Genomic DNA, 20,786 nt, shown 5'->3' with positions numbered 1-20,786 from the left:
ATCGCGAAGCACTGCCAACAATAGACAGATGAATCGATAGCACACAATCTCATATTTCGGCAAAGCAAAGGAACGCCGAATTAAGCTAAATAAAAAAAACTCTGGCTACAATCATCAATCTCATAGCAATTATTAAAAGTCGCCGCTCTCCGTCAGGACAATGCTGTGCCGTTTCCCTACTGTATTTGAACTGTATTTGATCCGATTGAAAACTGTTATAAAATTAGATGAGTCAAAGCGAGACAGTACGCTGCCGAGGCGATCGCTCAAAATGCCCTCGATATCAATCTGAGGTTAGACGGCAAGAGTGCAAATCGCCTGCTATCGTTGGAAATATAGCCCTACAGATTACAACTAGAGGTTATTATGAATGCTTGGCGCGATCGATTCAATCAATTTACAGGTAAAACTAGATTGGCAGTTTGCCGGGTGTTCGTTCACCTAACAGGCGAAGAAGTTGCACCGCTGTTAGGACTTCTCAATCGCACCGCCAGAGAAGCAATTGATGCCGATGGCGACATAGCAGTTTTAGGAGAAGGTCTTGTAGAAATTTGCAATCACCTGTTGCAGTACGACAACTACTGGCAAGCAGCCGCCAATGAAGGCGATGTTTTTTGGAATGAAGGCGAAGCCGGCGATTATGTGGATGAACTTTTCACTGATTCAGCCGATCGCTATCTCAGCGAGCCTCAATACAGTACATCTGTTTACGATAAAAAATCCCCCTTGTCTTTGCCGGTAACTAGAAATGTGGTGGTGATGCTGACAGTTGCTTATGAAGGCGAAGTTCCTGCCCTAGAAACTGACCTCGCTGACATCAGCGCGCTTAAAGTCGGTTTAAAAGCACTGATTAATTTACATTACCAAGAAAGGCTCCGAGCTGTGCAAGTTCACTTTTCTCCCGCACAGTTGGGAGACGAACTTACCAACGACCAAGTGTTGGTCAATTTCCCAGAACTTATTCCCCTTTAAGGAAGGAGTAATTAGTTATTAGTTATTAGTTATTAGTTATTTGCTACCAATGCGCGCTGCCCCATGCGCGATGCCCAATGCCCAATTACCAATTACTATTTATGATGCTGCGAAGACTGACAATTTATTTAATGGCTTTAACTTTTTTATGGACGGCAACCGCCTGCGGTTCTCCTAGTAGACAAACTTCTACAAATCCTGCTGGCAATCCAAATATTAACACAGTGCGTCCTGCACCAAACAATAACTTGGCTCAAGGTCAATATCCTGTACAGCAAGCTACCTACGACGATGCGGATGGCGAATACAGTTTGATGTTGCTGAATACTCCCGCCGGCAGTCCCCCAGTTTACCGGACTAGGGATTTGCAAATGGCTCGCTTAACAGATGAAGAAATATCAGCAGGCAAGAAAAGTTATCTAAACTTGGATAACAATCAAGCGGTTTTGCATTTGACAGAAGATTTTAAAATTGAGTACGTCCACAACGTTACCGAAACTGTTCCTAATCCTCAAACCGGTCAGCCACAAACCGTAGTAGTACGGCAGCAATCTGGCTTCTGGGCGCCGTTTGCTGGAGCTGTTGCCGGTCAGGCGATCGGCAGTTTGTTATTTAGACCGCAATATTATATGCCGCCAGTCTATCAGCCGGGAATTATGACAGGATATGGCGGCTATGGCAATACTTACGGTCAAGCTGTTAACCAATATCAAACTCGCTACCGAACTCCGCCTCCAGAGGTGAGAAACCGTCAAGTTTTAAGGACAACCGGCCGCCTGCGATCGCCCACATACAACCAGCCAGTAAGACCCTCAGTACGTCCAAATGGCAATCGATCGACCGGTTCGGGTTACGGTGGCAGCACTTTGAGGCGATCGCCGCAGCCACGTCAAAATCAAAACAAGCGGCAGCCAAGTTTTGGTAGTGGCAGGAATTCTCGTCAACCGAGTCGGAATCGCTCTTTCGGGAGTAGAAGGCGCTGAGTTGAAGATGGCAAAAATCAGCAAATGACATCGGTAAAAGTTGATTTTATATATTCTCCCGATGCCACGCCGCCGCAGGTAGGGAGAGTGAAAACTTTGGAATAATTGATTTAGCCTTCTCTGTTTCCCCCAGACCAAAAAAATATGTGATTTAATTTCTACATTAGTATGTAGGTGACAATATGTCTTCTTCACAACCCCCGTCAGGGGAAAGAAATCCTCTAGGATTGGATGAATTGATTGCTATCTTGGTTGCCTTCGGCACGATGGGAGCAATTTTATTTTGGGTAACAGGTAAAAATCCCGATCGATTGAATGCCAGAAATTGGCAATTTCCAGCCGTTTTTTCTCAGCCTGCTGTTACGCCCGCGACTCCGGGAATATTAACGCCAGAATCGCCAAGTTCGGATTTGCGATCGCCTGCTGCAACCCCCGTTCCGTTAAAACAGGATGTCGCACCTGTTGCACCTTTAGGGCCGATTTTACCGGAAAATCCTCCCGTGGGTGTAATCGTTGTTCCTCCCAAGCCAATTGCGCCATCGACTCCCAATCCAGCAATTACCCAACCCAAAGCCGATAAACCCAAAGCCGATAAACCCAAAGTTGGGCCCGTTAGATTCTCCGATGTTCCAGACAAATATTGGGCGCGTCCGTTCATTGTCGCTTTAGTCGATCGCAAAATCTTTACTGATTTCACCGACAGCAAATTTCGGCCCGACGAACCGATGACGCGAGCCGAACTAGCACGCTTGATTCAGCGAATGTCCGACGACAAAAAGCCGATCCGAAAACCGATTGATTTTAAAGACGTAAAAGACCAAAGTCCTGTCGCTCCGGCGATCGACCACACCGTCACAACTGGATATCTTAAAGGATACCCAAACAATGAGTTCCGTCCCGACAAAAATATTCCCCGTGTCGAAGTCATCGCAGCTTTAGCGAGCGGTTTGAGCCTGAAACCATCAACAAAAACAACCAAAAGTTTACAAGTTTATACAGACAGGGCAAAAGTGCCGAAATGGGCAGTTAACAAAGTAGCAGCAGCCACAGAAGCTGGCATTGTTGTCAACCACCCGAAGCGCGCACTTTTGCAGCCGAATAGAACAGCAACTCGCGCTGAAGTAGCCGCCATGATTTACCAAGCTATGGCCAAAAAAGGTCAAGTACCTGCTAAGTCTTCTGAGTATGTTGTGAAGCCTGTAAAGTTGTCCAAGTAATATTTTAGGGGCGATGCTCAGAGCAACGCCCCCAATAACATTTAATCGCTCTTGTTTGTAGTCAGGACTGAAGCCCTCACTACGAAGCACCTAAATTAATCTTGAAACACCATAATGCTGCCCGAATAGCAAGCTACCCAAACCTGATTAGTTTCCGGATCGTAAGTAATCCCGATCGGACTTGAATTCACCTTCACTGTTTGCAGCACTTTCATATCACTCGTCCTAACTTTGCTAACAGTATTCGAGAAATAGTTGACCACATAAAGCAGTTTTCCCTGATCGGAAATAGTCATGCTGCGAGGTGCTTTTCCAGTCGAAACTTTGTCCACCACTTTACCCGTTTTTAGGTCAATTTTTGCCACGTTTCCTTCACCATTTAAAGTGGCATACAAATACTTTTCGTTGGGATCGATCGTCAAATGACGCGGCGCATTGCCAATATTTCTCAGCCATTCTACCGAAAAGTCTATCAGATTGACTTTCGCAATATTGGAAGAACCCATGATGGCAACATAGGCATTTTTTGAGTCGGGAGTGACAACAATACCCCGAGGATATGCACCCAGTTTCACTCGCTCGATTTCGATATTTTTATTGATATCAACTACGCTCAAATCCCAACTGCACCAATTGCTAGCGAGGGCGAAGCGATTGTCAGGCGAAACAGCATTGAATTTGGGAACTGCACCGACAGGAATTACCTTTTCTATTTTCAAAGTTTGGGTATTGATGCGGTACAGAAAACTTTGGTCGTGTTTTGCCGCTGGAGAACACCTGTCGGTTCCCGGATTGCTAAACCCCGATCCGTACATTTTGTAGTTGGAGACGTAGGCATATTTTCCATCGGTTGAAAAAGCAGCTTCTACGGGAGAGCCTTTATAATTGCCTTTGAATTTAGAAAAGCCGAACTTCGACAAGTTTACTGTATCAGGAATAGTCTTGACTAATTTAAAGTTCCTGTCGTAAACTGTGATTGTGTGGCGGTACATCATGTTTTGAGCAAAAAACAAGCCGTCTCCCGAATAAACTATTGATTTTGGCGATATATTGCCATAAATTGTTTTTTTCAATGTCATTTTTCCTTGAGGGTTGTCTGGAGGATTTACTAGCTTTGTGGATGGTAATTCACTTTCTTTGTCCTCGGAATTTTCAGTTTTAAATGGTGGCAAAGATGGTTCTTGAAATAGAGGTTTTTGGGGCTGATTTTTAGTTGGATCTTCTAGTTCGTTTGTGTTTTCTGTGGTGGTAGGAGATGGCGAAGATTTATCGACATTGGGCGAGATTTTTTTCGCAGCTTCCATGCTGGCGTCTTCCGGCTTACCTTTCAGTGCTGACAAGGTTTTAGGGCCAACAATTCCGTCAACTTTCAGGTTGTTCTCTGCTTGAAACTTTTTCACAGCAGCCTGGGTGAGAGAACCGTAAAATCCTGTAGCCTTACCGCGAAAATAGCCTGCGTTTTGTAGAGTTTTCTGGAGTTCGGCTACTTCCGGGCCTGAATCACCTTTTTTGATGGCGAGTGCGGGATTGACTAAGTTGAAAATTGTGAGAGCGATCGTAAAGAAAAGTAAAGCAGAAGAGGCTAAATTCAGGTGCCTTTTTGAGTGGGTCGATCGAGTTTGACCCGCAGCCGTTTCCCAAGTTTCAGCTAAATGTAGGTAGGCCAGTCCGTCCATAGTTTTTACCGGGTATTTTTGGTGCTATGATACACCAGTTAACTTTGATGAAAGAGAGAATCTTATTATAATCAAACTTAGGGTAAAATCTCCAAGCAGTTTTTAATGGTGTAAGCAAGTAGGAGCGATCGACAATGTGGAGTGGGGAACAAACAACCGCAGAATCAACGACAAAAGAATCCCGCCAGACTTTGCTGTGGGACGATAACGGGGGACTTTGCCAGCGGGCTTGGGTAGAAATCGATTTAGCAGCTTTAACTCACAATGTAAAACAGCTTAAAAAACTCTTATCTCCCGATACAGAACTGATGGCAGTTGTGAAAGCGGATGCTTACGGGCATGGTGCTGTTGCAGTCAGTCAAACAGCATTGCAAGCAGGTGCTAGTTGGCTGGGAGTGGCGACAATTCCCGAAGGAATAGAATTGCGAGAAGCTGGGATAGAAGCGCCGATTTTGCTGTTGGGGGCAACCCATACAGCCCCACAGGTAAAGGCGATCGCCCATTGGCACTTGCAGCCCACTATTTGTACTGCCAAACAAGCCCTAATTTTTTCGGAAGTTCTCGCCGATATCAACCAATCTTTGCCAGTTCACGCTAAGTTGGATACGGGAATGTCTCGCTTGGGTACACCCTGGCAGGAAGCTACAGAATTTGTGCAATTAGTCAAGCGGTTGCCCAATTTAAAATTAGCCAGTATTTACTCTCACTTGGCGACAGCCGACAGTCCAGATCCCGCAGTTATGAGAGAGCAGCACCAGCGGTTTCAACAGGCGATCGAGCAAATTAAAATAGTAGGAATTAACCCTCCTCGCCTCCACTTGGCAAACTCTGCTGCCGCCCTCGCTGACCCGGATTTGCACTACGATTTAGTGCGAGTCGGTTTAGCTACCTACGGTCTTTATCCAGCACCTCACTTACAGTCGAGATCCAATTTGAAGCCCGCAATGCAGGTAAAAGCTAGGGTAACGCAGGTGAAAACAATTGAAGCAGGAACCGGCGTCAGTTACGGCTATCAATTTATAGCTCAGCGGCAGACACAGATTGCCGTAATTGGTATCGGCTATGCAGATGGTATTCCGCGCAATCTTTCTAATAAAATGCAGGTTTTAGTCAGGGGTCAATTCGTGCGGCAAGTGGGCGCGGTGACGATGGATCAGTTAATGCTGGATGTAACTGACATTCCAGATTTAGAAGTCGGTGAAGTGGTGACGCTGTTGGGCAAAGATGGGGAATATCAAATTACTGCTGACGATTGGGCCGCGACTTTAGGAACTATTTCGTGGGAAATTCTCTGCGGTTTTAAACACCGATTGCCCCGCGTAGCAGTACACTATTAACAATAGTCCGGCAGGGGTTTAAACCCCTGCCTCATAGCTAAAGTCGGTTGAAACCGACTCAAGATTTTGAGCGAGTAAATTATTGATTTTAGTCCTCTTTGAGAAGACTTTAGCTATGAGACAGGGGTTAAAAACCCCTGTCGGACTCTCCGACTTATGCAGAAGACTGAGACTGCGTTTACCAATGCCCAATGCCCAATGCCCAATTCCCAATTCTCAATTTCCAATTCCCAATTCCCAATTGATATGACAGTTATTCAGAAGTTTTTACCAATAGCCCAAACCTTCTATTCTCAGCTAAATGCAGAAAGAACACAAGCCTTGGAACTAGCCCAAGAATTCTCGAAAAAATTCGTAGAATTGGGGTTTAAAATTGTACCTCAACTGCTGTGGGCGATCGGCATTTTGTTAATTACGCGATTTGCGATCAACTTTGCGGGGCGCGTGACTCGCCGTGCACTGAGTCGCACCGAAGCCACGCTGCGGAAATTCTTAGTTCAAGCTGCTGAAATTACGATTTTGGTAGTGGGAGTAGTCGCCGCTTTGAGTCAGTTGGGAATTCAAACTACCAGTGTGGTTGCGGTGGTGGGTGCAGCGGGTTTGGCCATTGGTTTGGCGTGGCAAAATACTTTGTCGCACTTTGCTGCTGGGGTAATGTTGATTAGTTTGCGACCCTTTGAAGTCGGAGATGGGATCGAAGCTGGCGATGTTAAGGGAGTGGTGGACAGCATCGGGATTTTTTCAACAACTGTGGTGACAGACGATCGCATAAAAATTATTGTCCCGAACAATCAGTTGTTTAACGGTACACTGAAAAATACAACGGCAATGGGAACGAGGCGAGTAGACTTGAAGATTGATATTGGCGATCGGCCAATTCGTCCAACTGTAGCTGAGTTATTAGAAATTGCCCACTCTCACCCGCTGGTGCTGGAGAATCCGCCCCCGACTTGTTTGGTAGCCGAGATTACTCCCGATACAACTATTTTATCTCTCCGACCTTGGTGCGCGTCGGTGGCCTACGAACAAGTGCGATCGCAAGTTCAACAATACGTCAAAGAGGCAATGGATGCCGACCAAAATCAAGAACCATAGATATCTCTCTAAAATCTCAAACCCAAAATTGATCCGAGGTATTTCCCATGAGCAAGTGGTATCCCCAGCAAATTTTGCAAGAACCCGGTGTCAGAATCACTGCCACCGAGAAACAAACAATTCTTAGCAAATTTCCGCCTCCCGACGACAACGGTCAAATCTATGCCGACGGGGTTTTTGAAGGCGGTGGCGTGCGCGGAGTTGCGTTTTTAGGAGCACTCAGGTGCTGCAGCGATTTGGGCATCAACTGGCGAAAATTGGCCGGCACTTCTGCCGGTGCAATTACTGCGGCAGTATTGGCAACCGACTTGTCAATTGATGATTTAGAGGAAATTTTAGGACAGCTCGATTACAGCCTATTTTTAACTCAAAAAAACAGTCCTCTAATTTTAAACGGCGACCCCGCCGACGACTTGCAATCTCCTGCTTGGACGCTGCTTTTCTTAACAGTTAGCCGTCAGATGGGAGAATATTCGGCGCAGCCATTCCGGCAGTGGCTGGAAGCAATGCTCGGTCGAGGTAACTTGCACACTTTTGCCGATGTCAAACAAATCGTAAAAGACCGGGAATTAAAAGTAGTAGTATCGAACCTTACTCGCGGTGAAATGTTGGTGCTGCCCGACGACTTACACCGACGCGAATCGACGGATTCCGATCCTTTGTACGAGCAGTTGCGACTCAAAAGCGCTGAACATTTTAGCGTTGCTGAAGCCGTTCGGTTGTCGATGAGTATTCCGCTCTTTTTTGAACCAGGAAAACTCGGCGATGACTTAATTGTAGATGGCGGAATTTTGAGCAATTTCCCCCTGTGGATTTATGACAAACAATCCGTCGGTGCGACTCTTGTGGCACCGCGCTGGTTTACCTTTGGGTTTCGATTAGTCGATACCGGAATTGAGACTAAAGCTAAGATTGATACTCCCCTGTCGATGCTGGCGGCGATGTTCAGAACGATGATGAAAGCAAGAGACCGCTATCACCAGCGAGAAATGGATAAGGGCAGGGTGATTAATATTGATGTGACTGAAGCTGGGGTGACGACGACGGACTTTAATCTCGATGGCGATCGCAAGGCTCACCTGTACCGCTTGGGGTATTTGTATACTAAGAGGTTCTTTTTGAGTTCCAATTTTAGTTGGGAAAAGCACTTGAAGGCCAGGGGCTTTGGGGAAGAGGCTGGAGGTTGATGTCGCGAAAAGTATACAGAGTAAGGGATTGAGGAATTTTTAAATTAGGGGTTGGCAAGAATAAGATGTGTGTGCTATAGTTAGTTACTGTCATCTTGGAGAGGTGGCTGAGTGGTCGAAAGCGGCAGATTGCTAATCTGTTAAGGGTGTTAACATCCTTCGAGGGTTCAAATCCCTCCCTCTCCGTTTTAGAGCTTCTAGGAAAAAATTCCTTTTAATCAAATTTTTGGACGGGATAGAAGCCCATCCCAAAAGAAAATTTTGTGGGATGGGCTTCTAGCCCGTCCCAATTATTTTTGCAGTTCAAGTCTAGTCTAGCCGCAATAATCAACTACTAAATCTAATTCAATGTCTTCATCGCTTCGACAAATTGCCGCGATATAAATGGCAAAATCTCTTCATTCTTGCTATTCTCTTTCCCCTCGGTAAATACAACCAACAAATACGGCCGCAAACCGGATATTTCAATATAAGCAGCATCGTGACGCACTTGACTTGTCAGTCCCGCTTTTGACCACAATTTTGCTGATTCTGGCAATCCCCCGCCTAAAAAACCTGTAACTTGATTTTCGGGATCTGCCTCTAATTCTGCGGGGTCTAAACTGCGTTTCATTAAACCCATCATTTCTTGCGATGCTTGGGCAGAAACAGCTACGCCGCCGATTATACTGTGCACCAAACGCGCCGCTGCATTTGTGGTCAGCATATTTCTATTTTCCATTAATTCTCCCAGACAAGCTCGCTCGCGACCATAGGGGCCGTCACACCATGTTTTCTGATTGACGTTAATATTTTGTAGTTCCGGCCAATCCAATGATTGAAAATAACGGTTGACGATGTTTCGCTGCTGTTTCCAACTTTCAAAGGGGCCTGGTGATAATTCTGGGCCACTGGTGGTGCCGGTGAGGGCGTCTACTACTAAACTGGTGGCGTCGTTGCTGGAATCAACTATCATATCTCGGACGGCGCGTTCTAATTCTGGCGATGTTTGAATCATGCCTTTTTGCGCCCATTCCCAGATGGCAACGAGGTAGAATAATTTGACGATGCTGGCTGGATAAATTCGTTCGGAAGCTCTAGCGCTAAAACCTCGCGGTTGATATTTCCAAAATTCTTCTGCACTCAGGGCGCCGCCTGTATTGACTCGCACTGGGGGATCGTAGACTATCCAGGTAATGGCTATACGATCGCCACTTAATCCTGTAAATTCTGACAATGCGGAGTCTATAATGCTACTGCCGAGGTTTTCTAATTGTTCGTCTTTGTGAAAAAATGTCATGGTTAATGGCTGACGGTTAACGGTTAACGGCTAGCAGCTAATGGCAATCTATCGTTAAATGCGAACAATAAATGCGAACAATTAACAGCACACAATGAGCAATTAGCAATGGCCAATTATCAATTATCTGATGTTGTGGAGTACCGGGCCCGATCGCACATAAATATTTACGATTCCCCAAAGTGCGATCGATTGGCAACTCAAGCAGCGCTGGGGCGACATTTGCGCGTCTTTGACCCCCCCCTAAGACAGAGCGATGTAAACTTGGATACAACGGCTGTGATGGTGCGGCTGTGCGAAGATGATTATCCGGGATGGCTGGATATTCGAGATGTTGAGTTGCTCGCTCCGACAGAAACATTGTACAATCCTCTCGTGGTTTCTGAGACCCAAATAAAGGAAAAATTACCACTTGTAATTACTTTTGCTCGCGAGGCTATGAACCAATCCAATTATTATCTTTGGGGCGGTACAGTTGGGCCGAATTATGATTGTTCGGGCTTGATGCAAGCTGCTTTTGTGGCTGCGGGAATCTGGTTGCCGAGGGATGCTTATCAGCAGGAAGCTTTTACTAAACCTATTAGTATCAGTGCTTTAAAACCGGGAGATTTAGTATTTTTTGGTACGCCTGAAAAAGCAACTCATGTAGGATTATATCTCGGAGATAATCGCTACATTCACAGTTCTGGAAAAGCACAAGGTCGCAACGGTATCGGTATCGATGTTTTGTCGGAGGATGGCGATCTAGTCAGTCAAGCTTATTACCAGCAATTGCGGGGATATGGTAAAGTTGTGGAAAGTTATCAACCTAGTTAGTTGTTGACGGTTGACTGTTGACGGTTGACTGTTGATATTATCGAATAAAAAAATGGACGCTGCATTATTTTTGGAAAAATTGGCGAGACAGCAAGCTGAGGCTGAGGTTGTTCTCGATGTTTCGGTGGTGGTGCCGGTGTATAATGAGGTGGAAAGTTTGCCTCATTTGATTGAGGCGATCGCCTCTTCTATCCAACCATCGGGACTCAGCTATCAAATTATTTGTGTAGATGACGGTTCTAAGGACGGTTCTGCTGAACTTCTGCAGCAATTAGCCAGCACTCGCGATGACCTTTGTGCTGTAATTTTGCGCCGCAATTACGGGCAAACTGCTGCCATGTCGGCAGGTTTCGATCGCGCTCGCGGCCGTGCTATTGTTACCCTTGACGGCGATTTGCAAAATGACCCGGCTGATATTCCGCTGTTGTTGGCAAAGTTAAATGAAGGCTACGATTTAGTTAGCGGCTGGCGCAAAAATAGGCAGGATAATACTATTAGCAGGTTGATTCCTTCTAAAATTGCAAACTGGTTAATTGGTCGCGTTACAGGCGTAACTTTGCACGACTACGGCTGTTCTTTGAAAGCTTATAAATCAGAGTTGGTAGCAGACTTGAATCTGTACGGGGAATTGCACCGCTTTTTGCCAGCGTTGGCGTTTATTGAAGGGGCGAGAATTGCAGAAATGCCTGTGCGACACCACGCCCGCCGTTTCGGTCAAAGTAAGTACGGAATTTGGCGGACTTTTCGGGTGTTGATGGATTTGTTAACTATTTCTTTTATGAAAAAGTTCCTGACTCGACCGATGCACGTTTTTGGACTTTTGGGACTGAGTTCTATGACCTTGGGAACGGTTTTAGGAATTTATTTGACAGTCTTAAAATTGGGTTTTGGTCAAATTATTGGAAATCGTCCTTTGCTGATTTTGGCTGTAGTTTTGCTGTTGACTGGCGTGCAGTTATTTTGTTTTGGTTTGCTGGCGGAAGTGATGATGCGGACTTATCACGAGTCGCAGGGAAAACCGATTTATCGGGTGCGCGAGGTGTTTGGTTCTAAGTAAGGGTTCGATACCAATTATACTCTGCCATAAAAAGAGGGAAAGTTTTGAGTTGTAAGTTAAATAATTTAAAACTCAAAACTCAAAACTATTTCCTAATCTTCAATTCTCTCATCTAAAATCTCAAATTTCAAATCTAAAATTGATTGACTTTTTGAGCTTGTCGGAGAGATGTAATAGTTGCGATCGCGTGTTCGGCGACTGCATCTATTTCGGCTTCGGTATTGAAGCGGCCAATACCAAACCGAATTGAAGCATAAGCTAATTTGTCCGATCGCCCGATCGCTGCTAAAACATGAGATGGAGATATTTTCGCCGAAGTGCAAGCAGATCCAGAAGAAACTGCCGCCGCCGGTTGCAAACCCAACATCAACGCTTGACCGTCAACCCCGGCTACACTAATATTGAGATTCCCCGGCAATCTCTTCGTAGCGTGACCGTTGAGAAAAACATCGCCCAATTCACTCAATTTTTCCCACAAACGCTGGCGCAAATTAACCACTCGTTCTGTTTCCGACGGCATTTCTGCAATTGCCAATTCTACTGCTTTGGCAAACCCAACTATTTGCGGTGGGTAGAGAGTTCCCGATCGCATTCCCCTTTCGTGGCCTCCTCCGTGCATTTGCGGCGCTAGCTGCACTCTCGGTTTGTTGCGGCGCACGTAGAGAGCACCGATCCCTTTTGGCCCGTAGATTTTGTGGGCTGTCAAGGACATTAGATCGATATTCATCTCCTCTACGTCGAGGGGAATTTTGCCGATCGCCTGTGCCGCATCTGTGTGAAAAAGAATGTCATTTCCGCGACAAATTGCAGCAATTTCTGCGATCGGCTGGATGACGCCAATTTCGTTGTTAGCTGTCATCACTGAAACTAAAATTGTCTCGGCCCGAATCGCTTTGATCAAATCGCCTATATCAATCAGCCCGTCGCTTTTCACCGGTAAAACAGTAATGTCAAACCCCAATTTTTGCAAATAGGTACAGGGGTCGAGAATTGCATTGTGTTCGGTTTTTACTGTGATAATGTGCTTTCCTTTACTGAAATAAGCTTCGGCGATGCCTTTGATCGCTAAGTTATTTGCTTCGCTTGCACCGCTGGTAAAAACAATTTCTTCGGGGGAAGCATTTATCGCTTCTGCTATGATTTGTCGTGACTGTTTTACTGCTGCTTCTGCTTCCCAGCCGTAGACGTGGTTGATGCTGGCTGCGTTGCCGAATTGTTCGGTGAAATACGGCAGCATCGCATCAACTACCCGTGGATCTACCGGGGTTGTGGCGTGGTTGTCGAGGTATATAGGACGTACGGACATAGTGCAGTTTTGGTTTGAAAAAGTGTTAGGTTTATTGTAGACGAGCCCCTTGTTCTACTACAAAACTTTATAATTAACATATATTTGTAAAGATTTATGCGAGCTGACATTCAGGGATTAGAAATTACTCTCGGTGAGCTCAAGCACCTCACCGGCGCCGGGCCCGAGCGCGTATACCGGCCGCCGACAGCGACTAAGTTTGCCCGCGAAGCTTTGAAAACTGTCGGTTTAATTGTTTTGGTTCTCATCAGTTGTTGGCTGCTGGTTGCGATATTTCCTAGAGCTTATTTGTGGTGGTTCGCCCTTCACTTCGCTGCGATCGTCGGTTTAATCTGTGAGGATGCGTGGAAAATTCAGTGCAGCCGCCAAAACCCACATTTAATCAATCTTTTTGATGATGTCGATCGCTATAATGGTATAATCAAAGCGATCGAAATTAACGATAGGATAGAAGATGCCGGCAATGTGGCAGTAAAAATCGGCGATCGAGCCAAAGTTATTCAAGCTTTGCAACTAATCAGAGACGATTTAGTTCGAGCTTTGAAAACTGAAAGAATTCTTAGGGAAAACAAAAAATTTGTCGCTACTAACTCAGAATTATTTGCCAATAACTTAAAAAATTTGAATGCCCTCCAAATTAGCGATCGAGCCAGCGAACAGGGGCGATTGCTCAACGAAGCTTTGCAAGTAGCCGTGGGAGTTCAAGCAGAAATGAAAAAGTTGCAAGATCGAAACGCTGCTAATTTTAAAAATGGCAAAAGTTAGTAGCGTCCACGGCTGCGTGCGCCTCTTACCCAGTAGCAATATGCAGCTTACTGAACCGCAACAGGCAGGATGCCTGTTCCACTCGAACTCAAAGACATTTTTAAAATTATGAATTAGGAGAATTGTTAAAAAAATATCATAATTATTGTAAATTTTTTCCTGTTACGTAACAGGTAAGGATATCTTGGAAAGGTGACGTTAACAACCAGGTCAGTATGTCTTCTGCCAAACCCAAGATTATAGTTCTCGATGACGATCCGACTGGTTCTCAAACCGTGCACAGTTGCTTGCTGCTGACACGTTGGGACGAAGACACCCTGCGTTTGGGGCTGCGGGACAAGTGCCCGATTTTCTTCATACTGACAAATACTCGATCGCTAACTCCCGAAAAAGCAGCCTCCGTCACCCGCGAAGTGTGCCAAAATCTAAAAAGGGCGATCGCCAGCGAAAAAATCGAAGACTTCCTAATAGTTAGCCGTTCCGATTCTACCCTGCGCGGTCACTATCCCATCGAAACCGATGCGATCGCCGAAGAACTTGGCCCCTTCGACGCCCATTTTCTAATTCCCGCCTTTTTTGAAGGAGGCAGAATTACCCGCCACAGCGTGCATTACCTAATGGTTAACAGCGTCGCAACGCCTGTACACCAAACCGAATTTGCCAAAGATTCAGTCTTCGGCTACAGTCACAGTTACCTGCCAGACTACGTAGAAGAAAAAACCAAAGGTCGCATCAAAGCTGATGCAGTCGATCGCATTTTACTTGCAGACATCCGCTACGGAAGTTTAGATCGACTGATGGAGATGAAAGACAACCAATGTGCAGTTGTTGACGGCGAAAGCCAAGGCGATTTAGACACATTTGCGAAACACATTCTCGCTGCTGCCAGTCAAGGCAAAAAGTTTTTATTCCGCAGCGGGGCGAGTATTTTAACATCCTTAGCTGACCTCGGCCCGCAGCCAGTAGCAGCCGACGAAATGGCAAAATACGTGAGGGACGGGAAACCGGGTGCAGTAATAGTTGGTTCCCACGTTAAGAAAACTACTGAACAATTGGAACGCTTGTTAAAAGAACCCAATATAGTTAGCATTGAAATAGATGTATCTCACTTGTTAGAAGATTCATCAGAGTATCGCACCCAAATGCTCGATGAAACTCTCGAAAAAGTCCGCACTTCTCATGCCGATGGTAAAACGCCTGTAATTTATACCAGCCGCAAGGAACTCGAATTTGACAATGCAGAAATTAGGTTAAAATTTGGAGAAGCGGTTTCTGCTTTACTGATGGATATCGTGCGGGGACTGCCTACCGATATCGGGTTTTTGATTAGCAAGGGCGGCATTACTTCTAATGATGTTTTGAGTACAGGTTTGTCGCTAAAAAGTGTCAGGCAAATCGGTCAAATAATCGCAGGTTGTTCGGTGGTGAAAACCGATGCAGATCATCCTCTGTTTCCCAATTTACCCGTGGTTTTGTTTCCGGGAAATGTGGGGGATAGCCATGCTTTGGCTACGGTTTACAAGCGGCTGAGCAAGTAGTAGAGCTCGTTGAATCGCAGATTAACGCAGATGAATGTAGCTTCAAGTTAGGGAGTAGAATGTTCATCTGCGGTTCGTCGCTGGGTTTCAATGCTCGATCGAACTTTATGACCATTGCCACTGCACGGCAACTTCAAAAAAATCTCTAGTCTACCTTTGCCTTGCCAAATCCTCCCAAATATGATACGATAGAAAGTCTGTCTGTAAGTCAAGCCGCTCGCCAAACTTAAAAATCGCGTCATCGTTAGGCACTCTCAAAAAAATTAGATTTATCAAAAATAGTTACCTCCGAACTCTACATATAGGGCAAACAGCACCAGAGCTACTGCTATCAGTAGCGTTTGCAGCTTGTACCAGGCTCACTTTTAAAATTAAGTAGAAATTTTCACATAGTAATTTTCAGCTCAAAGGATTAGCATATAAGGGTGACAGAACATTATCATCCCCTAAACTCATTAAAAGATGGCCATTGGTTCAAGCTGATCTGTGGGGCGAGCTTTCAACACCTGCCTGCTGTACGGAATCTCACCTTGGCTTACACCTTAGCAGGCGCTGACTGTATCGATGTCGCGGCCGATCCCGCCGCCGTCGCCGCAGCGAAAGAAGGCCTACAAGTGGCCAGCGACTTACAGGCAAGAACTCAAAACCGCAGGTTTGGCGGCAAAGGGTTGCCGTTGCTGATGGTGAGTTTAAATGATGGGGAAGACCCGCATTTTCGCAAAGCCGAATTCAACCCAGCCGATTGTCCGGTGGACTGCTGGCGGCCGTGCGAAAAAATATGTCCAGCCGAAGCAATAGTTTTTCAGAGTGCTGGCAGTGGTTTTTCCGGGGTGATAGACCAGCAATGCTATGGCTGCGGTCGCTGTCTGCCGATTTGTCCGAGCCAACTAATTTATACTCGTTCTTACGTGTCTGCTCCCGCCGCGATCGCACCTTTAATCTTGCAATCCGGTGCGGACGCCCTAGAAATCCACACGCAAGTAGGCAGAGAGGCAGATTTTGCGCGACTTTGGTCGAGCATAGCTCCCTGGGTCGCTCAACTCAAGGTAATAGCAATTAGTTGCCCCGATGGAGACGGTTTGATTGATTATTTGCGGACACTCTATCAAATAATTTCCCCCCTTCCTTGTCCGCTAATTTGGCAAACGGACGGTAGGCCAATGAGCGGAGATATCGGAACAGGAACTACTAGAGCCGCGGTCAAACTCGGTCAAAAAGTTTTGGCTGCCCAGTTGCCGGGATACGTGCAACTTGCAGGCGGCACTAATGCTCACACTGTCAGCAAATTGAGAGCCGAGGGACTGATGAAGGATGCCGGGAAAAATTCGTCAGATCCCCCTGTTCCATATATTGCAGGTGTAGCTTACGGCAGCTATGCCAGGGTTTTGCTATCGCCAATTTTAGAACAGTTAGAAACAATGCAGACCGATCGAGCCTATGCCGTTCCGGTGGCAGTCGCGCGGCCAGGAGCCGGAGTTCAAACATCTCGGCTACCTCAGCTCGAAGCCGTCCCAGAACTTCTCTCACAGGCCGTAAGTTTAGCTCGTTCTCTAGTTTCCCCGCTCAAAGAATTTTAGTCAGTAGTCATTAGTCAGTAGTCATTAGTCATTAGTTAGTGGTTAGTAGTTAATTCCAACAACAACTGGCAACTGACACATAACAACTGGCAACTGACAACTGTTAACTGACAACAGACTAAAAAGTTGAAAACGTCACCGAACACATCGAGGCGAATGCAGATTACAGACGACCTCAACAGATTATTAGACATCGTGCCAGATGAGATCCGGCAGCCCTTAGAGCAGCACCCGCAGCGCAACAATCTCATTGAGATTGTCATGGATTTGGGCCGCCAACCTGAAGCTCGTTTTCCATCCTTGGCCGAACCTCTTTCTCAAACACCGGTTTCCAAGGCACACCTCAACTATTGCATCGAGCGAGTCGGCCACTTCGGCGGCGACAATCGAGCCGGTATTGAGCAAACCCTGCACCGAATTAGCGCCCTTCGCAACCGCAGCGGCGAGATTATCGGCTTGACTTTGAGGGTGGGCCGCGCTGTGTTCGGGACGATCGGCATTATCCGCGATTTAGTGGAAACCGGTCAGTCAATTTTGATGCTCGGCCGCCCTGGGGTTGGCAAAACCACGGCCCTGCGCGAAATTGCCCGCGTCCTCGCCGATGACTTGGAAAAACGGGTGGTAATCATCGACACCTCCAACGAAATTGCCGGAGATGGAGATATTCCCCACCCAGCGATCGGTAGAGCTCGCAGAATGCAAGTTTCCCGTCCCGAACTCCAGCACCAAGTCATGATCGAAGCAGTGGAAAACCATATGCCGCAAGTGATCGTGATTGACGAAATCGGCACGGAACTCGAAGCTTTGGCGGCTCGGACGATCGCCGAAAGGGGCGTGCAGTTGGTAGGTACCGCCCACGGGAACCGGATCGAAAACTTGATGAAAAACCCGACTCTGGCAGATTTAATTGGGGGCATCCAAGCGGTGACGCTGGGAGATGACGAAGCAAGACGGCGCGGTTCTCAAAAGACGGTTTTGGAACGCAAAGCACCACCAACTTTTGAAATTGCCATCGAAATGCTGGAACGGCAGCGCTGGGTAATCCACGAGCGAGTTGCAGATTCGATCGACACTCTGCTGCGGGGACGCGAACCGAGCCAGCAAATCAGAAGCATCAGCGAGACAGGAGAAGTAATTATCGAGCAGGAGTCGGCAACTCCCCCCGCGCGGTTTCCGGGGATGGCAGCTTCCAGCAGCCCGGCTGCTGTCTCGGCAATCCGGCCCGTCACACCGATCTCAGGGTGGCGGAGTGCTGGCAAAATGGTGCCGATGCCCGCTCCCAGCGAGAACTTAGCTGCTAAGAGCGCGCCGGTTGCTGAGACTCGGTATTTCGAGCAACTGCTCGAAGAATCCCTGTCCGTTGAGCCTGTACCTAAGCCTGGACGTTTTTCCCAGAATGTCGGCCCTAACGGCGAAGATTTGCCCCTCCACGTTTATCCTTACGGCATACCTCGCCACCAGCTCGAACAGGTGATTTCGACGCTGAACCTGCCGATACTGCTGACCAAGGATATTGAGAGCGCTGACGTGGTTTTGGCTTTGCGATCGAACGTTCGGAACCAGTCGAAATTGAGGCACTTGGCCAAAACTCGCCAAGTTCCCCTGCACACAATTAAGGCAGGGACTATTCCCCACGTAGCGAGAGCTTTGCGGCGTCTGTTGGACATGGATGACCCCGGCACGCCGGAAGTGGCAGACCTCGCCTTATTCGCCCGCAGCGGTTCTTCTGACGAGCTCGAAGCTCTCGAAGAAACCCGCTTAGCAGTGGAGCAAATTGTCATTCCCAAGGGACAGCCGGTGGAACTCCTGCCTCGTTCTCCCAACGTCCGCAAAATGCAGCACGAACTTGTGGAACACTATCACCTGAAGTCCCACAGTTTTGGGGAAGAACCCAATCGCCGCCTGCGGATATATCCAGCTTAAAGTTGGAGATTAGTGCCTTTGAAGGCAGAAGGTAGAAGGCAGAAGGGATATTCTTTTCCTGGCTTCTACCTTCTGCCTTTTGCCTTTTTCCTTTAAGTAGCTGGCAAGTTTCTGATATGATGTGGTGTAACACTGTTATTGTTAAGGCGATCGGCTAAATTCCCAATTTCTACTTCCAAGTTCCCCAATTCCCAATTCCCAATACTTCTACTACACGAGCTTACAAGTTCCCCAATTCCCAATAGTTCAGCTACGCACTTCCCTTCGGCTCCCTGCGGCTTTGCGAACCGACGAGCCGCAGGCTAGCAGCTATGCTCAGCACCAACTCAGTAAAAGTTGCCACTTCCCAAATTATTAAATTAATCTACCTCAGTGGACATGAATGATTCCATAATTCAGCTATTTATAAACTTAATTACTACTGAGATGGGTGTGCGAATTAGAACCCAAGATCGAGCGGATCTGTCTCATAAAATCATGAGTCGGATGAGAGAAAAAAAAATTGCAGAACCAGAACAATATTATAAACTTTTAACCGCCAAAACTTTTGAAAGTAAAAATGAATGGGCAAAATTAGTATTGCTATTAACAACAACTGAAAGTTATTTTATGCGAGATAAAGGACAGTTTGCTCTGTTAAACAGAGTAATTTTTCCTGAATTGATAGACCAGAAAAGAAACTTGCACAAAACATTGGGAATGCAGCCGACACTGCGAATCTGGAGTGCGGGCTGCTCCACCGGTGAAGAACCTTATTCTTTAGCTATTGTTTTAAAACAATTGATTCCCGATTGGGAGCAATGGAAAATATTAATTTTAGGTACAGACATCAATGAAAAAGTAATCAAAAAAGCGCCCCAGGGAGTTTACAGTCATTGGTCGTTTCGCTTGGTTGAACCGCAGATACAAAAGCAGTATTTTCATCAGAGGCAAAATGATTGGGAAATTAATCTAGAATTGCGCGAAAGTGTCAACTTTAGCTGTGTAAATTTAATCAAAGATGAGTTTCCTAATATTTACCAAAATCTTTATAACATAGACTTAATTTTGTGTAGAAACGTTTTTGTGTATTTTGAACATAAGTATATTTCACTGGTACTGCAAAAATTTTCCAAGACACTGAGACCTGGAGGATATTTAATGACCGGTCACGCTGAAGTTTACGGTCAAATTATGAACGAGTTTGAATCCAAGATTTTCCCGGAGTCAGTGGTGTATCAGCGTCGGGATGCAGTACCGGATGAACGCTGTCAAATAGAGTCTAGGGTTGCGACTTTAGGGGAAGCAAACTCGGCATTTCGGGAATTCCCGAAAGCAGATACTATGGGCGATGATAGTGGTGAGTTGCTAACAGGAGAAACTATGCCACCTAGTTTTACTACTAACAGCAATTTTCCAGAGATAGAGATGCCGCCCGTATTAAAAATAAGTAATCTGCTGGGGAATATGCTGCCATCTCCCTATCTGGAGGACGGCTTACCGAACAATGCCGTGTCAGTTACAGAAAAAATAATAGCAGAAAATACTCAAAATCAAACGCCTCAACTGCTAATTTTAGAGGCTAAAAAATTATTTAAAAATCAAGATTATGCTGAGGCTATCAACAAGGCACAAGAGGCAATAGACTTGCAGGGACATAATTTTGATGCTTATTTTTTAATCGCTCAAGTTCAGGCGAATGCCGGCAATTATTCTCAGGCAATAGAATACTGTAATCGAGCTAGAAAAGTAGAGCCGGGATCAGTATATACTGATTATTTACAAGCTCAAATTGCTGAAGAACAGGGTCAATTAGAAACAGCAAAAAATTTATTAAAGAGGACTATTTATATGTGTCCATCTTTTGTTTCAGCTTATATAGAGCTAGGGAATATATACAATAAAGAAGGCCAAGTAAAAAGAGCTCTTAAAATGTACCATTCATCTTGTGAAATCCTGAAAGCGCTGCCGCCAAACACTCCCATAGATTCACAGGGAAAAATGACAGCTAGTCAAGTGCTGATGAATGTTAAAAAAAAATTGTTAAAATTATACAGTAAAGAAACTGTACACTAAAAT

At 46.0% G+C, this 20,786-nt stretch carries 17 protein-coding genes and 1 tRNA gene; 15 read left to right on the top strand and 3 right to left on the bottom strand.

The window, feature by feature from the left end:
- Nucleotides 1–366 precede the first annotated feature (366 nt).
- The 4 genes from QT979_RS05055 to QT979_RS05045 all read left to right on the top strand — a co-directional run bounded on the left by QT979_RS05055 (nt 367) and on the right by QT979_RS05045 (nt 3,172).
- Nucleotides 367–972, top strand: coding sequence for a DUF1517 domain-containing protein (locus QT979_RS05055; protein WP_333308470.1), 606 nt, complete (start codon nt 367–369; stop codon nt 970–972).
- Nucleotides 973–1,073: 101 nt separating this feature from the next.
- A complete protein-coding gene (locus QT979_RS05050) occupies nt 1,074–1,955 on the top strand; it encodes a hypothetical protein (RefSeq protein ID WP_333214328.1) in 882 nt (293 codons plus the stop codon).
- A 24-nt stretch (nt 1,956–1,979) separates the two neighbouring features.
- Nucleotides 1,980–2,060, top strand: coding sequence for a hypothetical protein (locus tag QT979_RS28955; RefSeq protein ID WP_445242648.1), 81 nt, complete (start codon nt 1,980–1,982; stop codon nt 2,058–2,060).
- A gap of 77 nt (nt 2,061–2,137) precedes the next feature.
- Complete coding sequence (locus tag QT979_RS05045; RefSeq protein ID WP_333308468.1) at nt 2,138–3,172, top strand: S-layer homology domain-containing protein; 1,035 nt, start codon at nt 2,138–2,140, stop codon at nt 3,170–3,172.
- Nucleotides 3,173–3,267: 95 nt separating this feature from the next.
- Here QT979_RS05045 and QT979_RS05040 read toward each other — a convergent pair whose 3' ends face one another.
- Nucleotides 3,268–4,848 (bottom strand): peptidoglycan-binding protein, encoded by a 1,581-nt coding sequence (locus QT979_RS05040; RefSeq protein WP_333308466.1) that lies wholly within the window; start codon nt 4,846–4,848, stop codon nt 3,268–3,270.
- A gap of 134 nt (nt 4,849–4,982) precedes the next feature.
- Between QT979_RS05040 and alr the strand changes: the two genes are divergently transcribed.
- From alr to QT979_RS05020, 4 genes are all read left to right on the top strand, one after another.
- Nucleotides 4,983–6,185 carry an alanine racemase gene (alr, locus tag QT979_RS05035; protein ID WP_333308464.1) on the top strand — a complete coding sequence of 401 codons (1,203 nt, stop codon included), beginning with the start codon at nt 4,983–4,985 and terminating at the stop codon, nt 6,183–6,185.
- A gap of 246 nt (nt 6,186–6,431) precedes the next feature.
- Nucleotides 6,432–7,280, top strand: a complete 849-nt coding sequence (locus QT979_RS05030) for a mechanosensitive ion channel family protein (protein ID WP_333158594.1) — start codon at nt 6,432–6,434, stop codon at nt 7,278–7,280.
- A gap of 47 nt (nt 7,281–7,327) precedes the next feature.
- A complete protein-coding gene (locus QT979_RS05025; RefSeq protein WP_333158592.1) occupies nt 7,328–8,467 on the top strand; it encodes a patatin-like phospholipase family protein in 1,140 nt (379 codons plus the stop codon).
- Nucleotides 8,468–8,564: 97 nt separating this feature from the next.
- Nucleotides 8,565–8,653, top strand: a tRNA-Ser gene (locus tag QT979_RS05020).
- Between the two features lie 154 nt (nt 8,654–8,807).
- Here the strand turns inward: QT979_RS05020 and QT979_RS05015 are convergent.
- Nucleotides 8,808–9,746 (bottom strand): serine hydrolase, encoded by a 939-nt coding sequence (locus QT979_RS05015; RefSeq protein ID WP_333231329.1) that lies wholly within the window; start codon nt 9,744–9,746, stop codon nt 8,808–8,810.
- Nucleotides 9,747–9,854: 108 nt separating this feature from the next.
- On the opposite strand from QT979_RS05015, the gene QT979_RS05010 reads away from it, so the two are divergent.
- Nucleotides 9,855–10,562 (top strand): C40 family peptidase, encoded by a 708-nt coding sequence (locus tag QT979_RS05010; RefSeq protein ID WP_333159902.1) that lies wholly within the window; start codon nt 9,855–9,857, stop codon nt 10,560–10,562.
- A gap of 52 nt (nt 10,563–10,614) precedes the next feature.
- Nucleotides 10,615–11,619, top strand: a complete 1,005-nt coding sequence (locus tag QT979_RS05005) for a glycosyltransferase family 2 protein (RefSeq protein WP_333159900.1) — start codon at nt 10,615–10,617, stop codon at nt 11,617–11,619.
- A 133-nt stretch (nt 11,620–11,752) separates the two neighbouring features.
- Here QT979_RS05005 and QT979_RS05000 read toward each other — a convergent pair whose 3' ends face one another.
- On the bottom strand, nt 11,753–12,925 hold the full coding sequence (locus QT979_RS05000) for an IscS subfamily cysteine desulfurase (RefSeq protein ID WP_333214320.1): 1,173 nt from the start codon (nt 12,923–12,925) through the stop codon (nt 11,753–11,755).
- A 96-nt stretch (nt 12,926–13,021) separates the two neighbouring features.
- On the opposite strand from QT979_RS05000, the gene QT979_RS04995 reads away from it, so the two are divergent.
- The 5 genes from QT979_RS04995 to QT979_RS04975 all read left to right on the top strand — a co-directional run bounded on the left by QT979_RS04995 (nt 13,022) and on the right by QT979_RS04975 (nt 20,783).
- Nucleotides 13,022–13,690, top strand: a complete 669-nt coding sequence (locus QT979_RS04995) for a hypothetical protein (RefSeq protein ID WP_333308460.1) — start codon at nt 13,022–13,024, stop codon at nt 13,688–13,690.
- Nucleotides 13,691–13,905: 215 nt separating this feature from the next.
- Nucleotides 13,906–15,228 (top strand): four-carbon acid sugar kinase family protein, encoded by a 1,323-nt coding sequence (locus tag QT979_RS04990; protein WP_333159895.1) that lies wholly within the window; start codon nt 13,906–13,908, stop codon nt 15,226–15,228.
- 425 nt (nt 15,229–15,653) lie between these two features.
- The gene (gene ldpA, locus QT979_RS04985; RefSeq protein ID WP_333308458.1) at nt 15,654–16,805 is read left to right on the top strand and encodes a circadian clock protein LdpA; all 1,152 of its coding nucleotides are present in this window, start codon (nt 15,654–15,656) and stop codon (nt 16,803–16,805) included.
- 156 nt (nt 16,806–16,961) lie between these two features.
- Nucleotides 16,962–18,728 carry a R3H domain-containing nucleic acid-binding protein gene (locus QT979_RS04980; RefSeq protein WP_333214318.1) on the top strand — a complete coding sequence of 589 codons (1,767 nt, stop codon included), beginning with the start codon at nt 16,962–16,964 and terminating at the stop codon, nt 18,726–18,728.
- Nucleotides 18,729–19,106: 378 nt separating this feature from the next.
- Nucleotides 19,107–20,783: a CheR family methyltransferase gene (locus tag QT979_RS04975; protein ID WP_333214316.1), complete on the top strand. Its 1,677-nt coding sequence runs from the start codon at nt 19,107–19,109 to the stop codon at nt 20,781–20,783.
- The last annotated feature ends 3 nt before the right edge of the window (nt 20,784–20,786 follow it).

The organism is Microcoleus sp. w2-18bC1, from assembly GCF_036700365.1.
Lineage (GTDB): Bacteria > Cyanobacteriota > Cyanobacteriia > Cyanobacteriales > Microcoleaceae > Microcoleus.
Note: the sequence above shows the minus strand (reverse complement) of the source record. Positions and strands in the feature narration are given on the sequence as shown.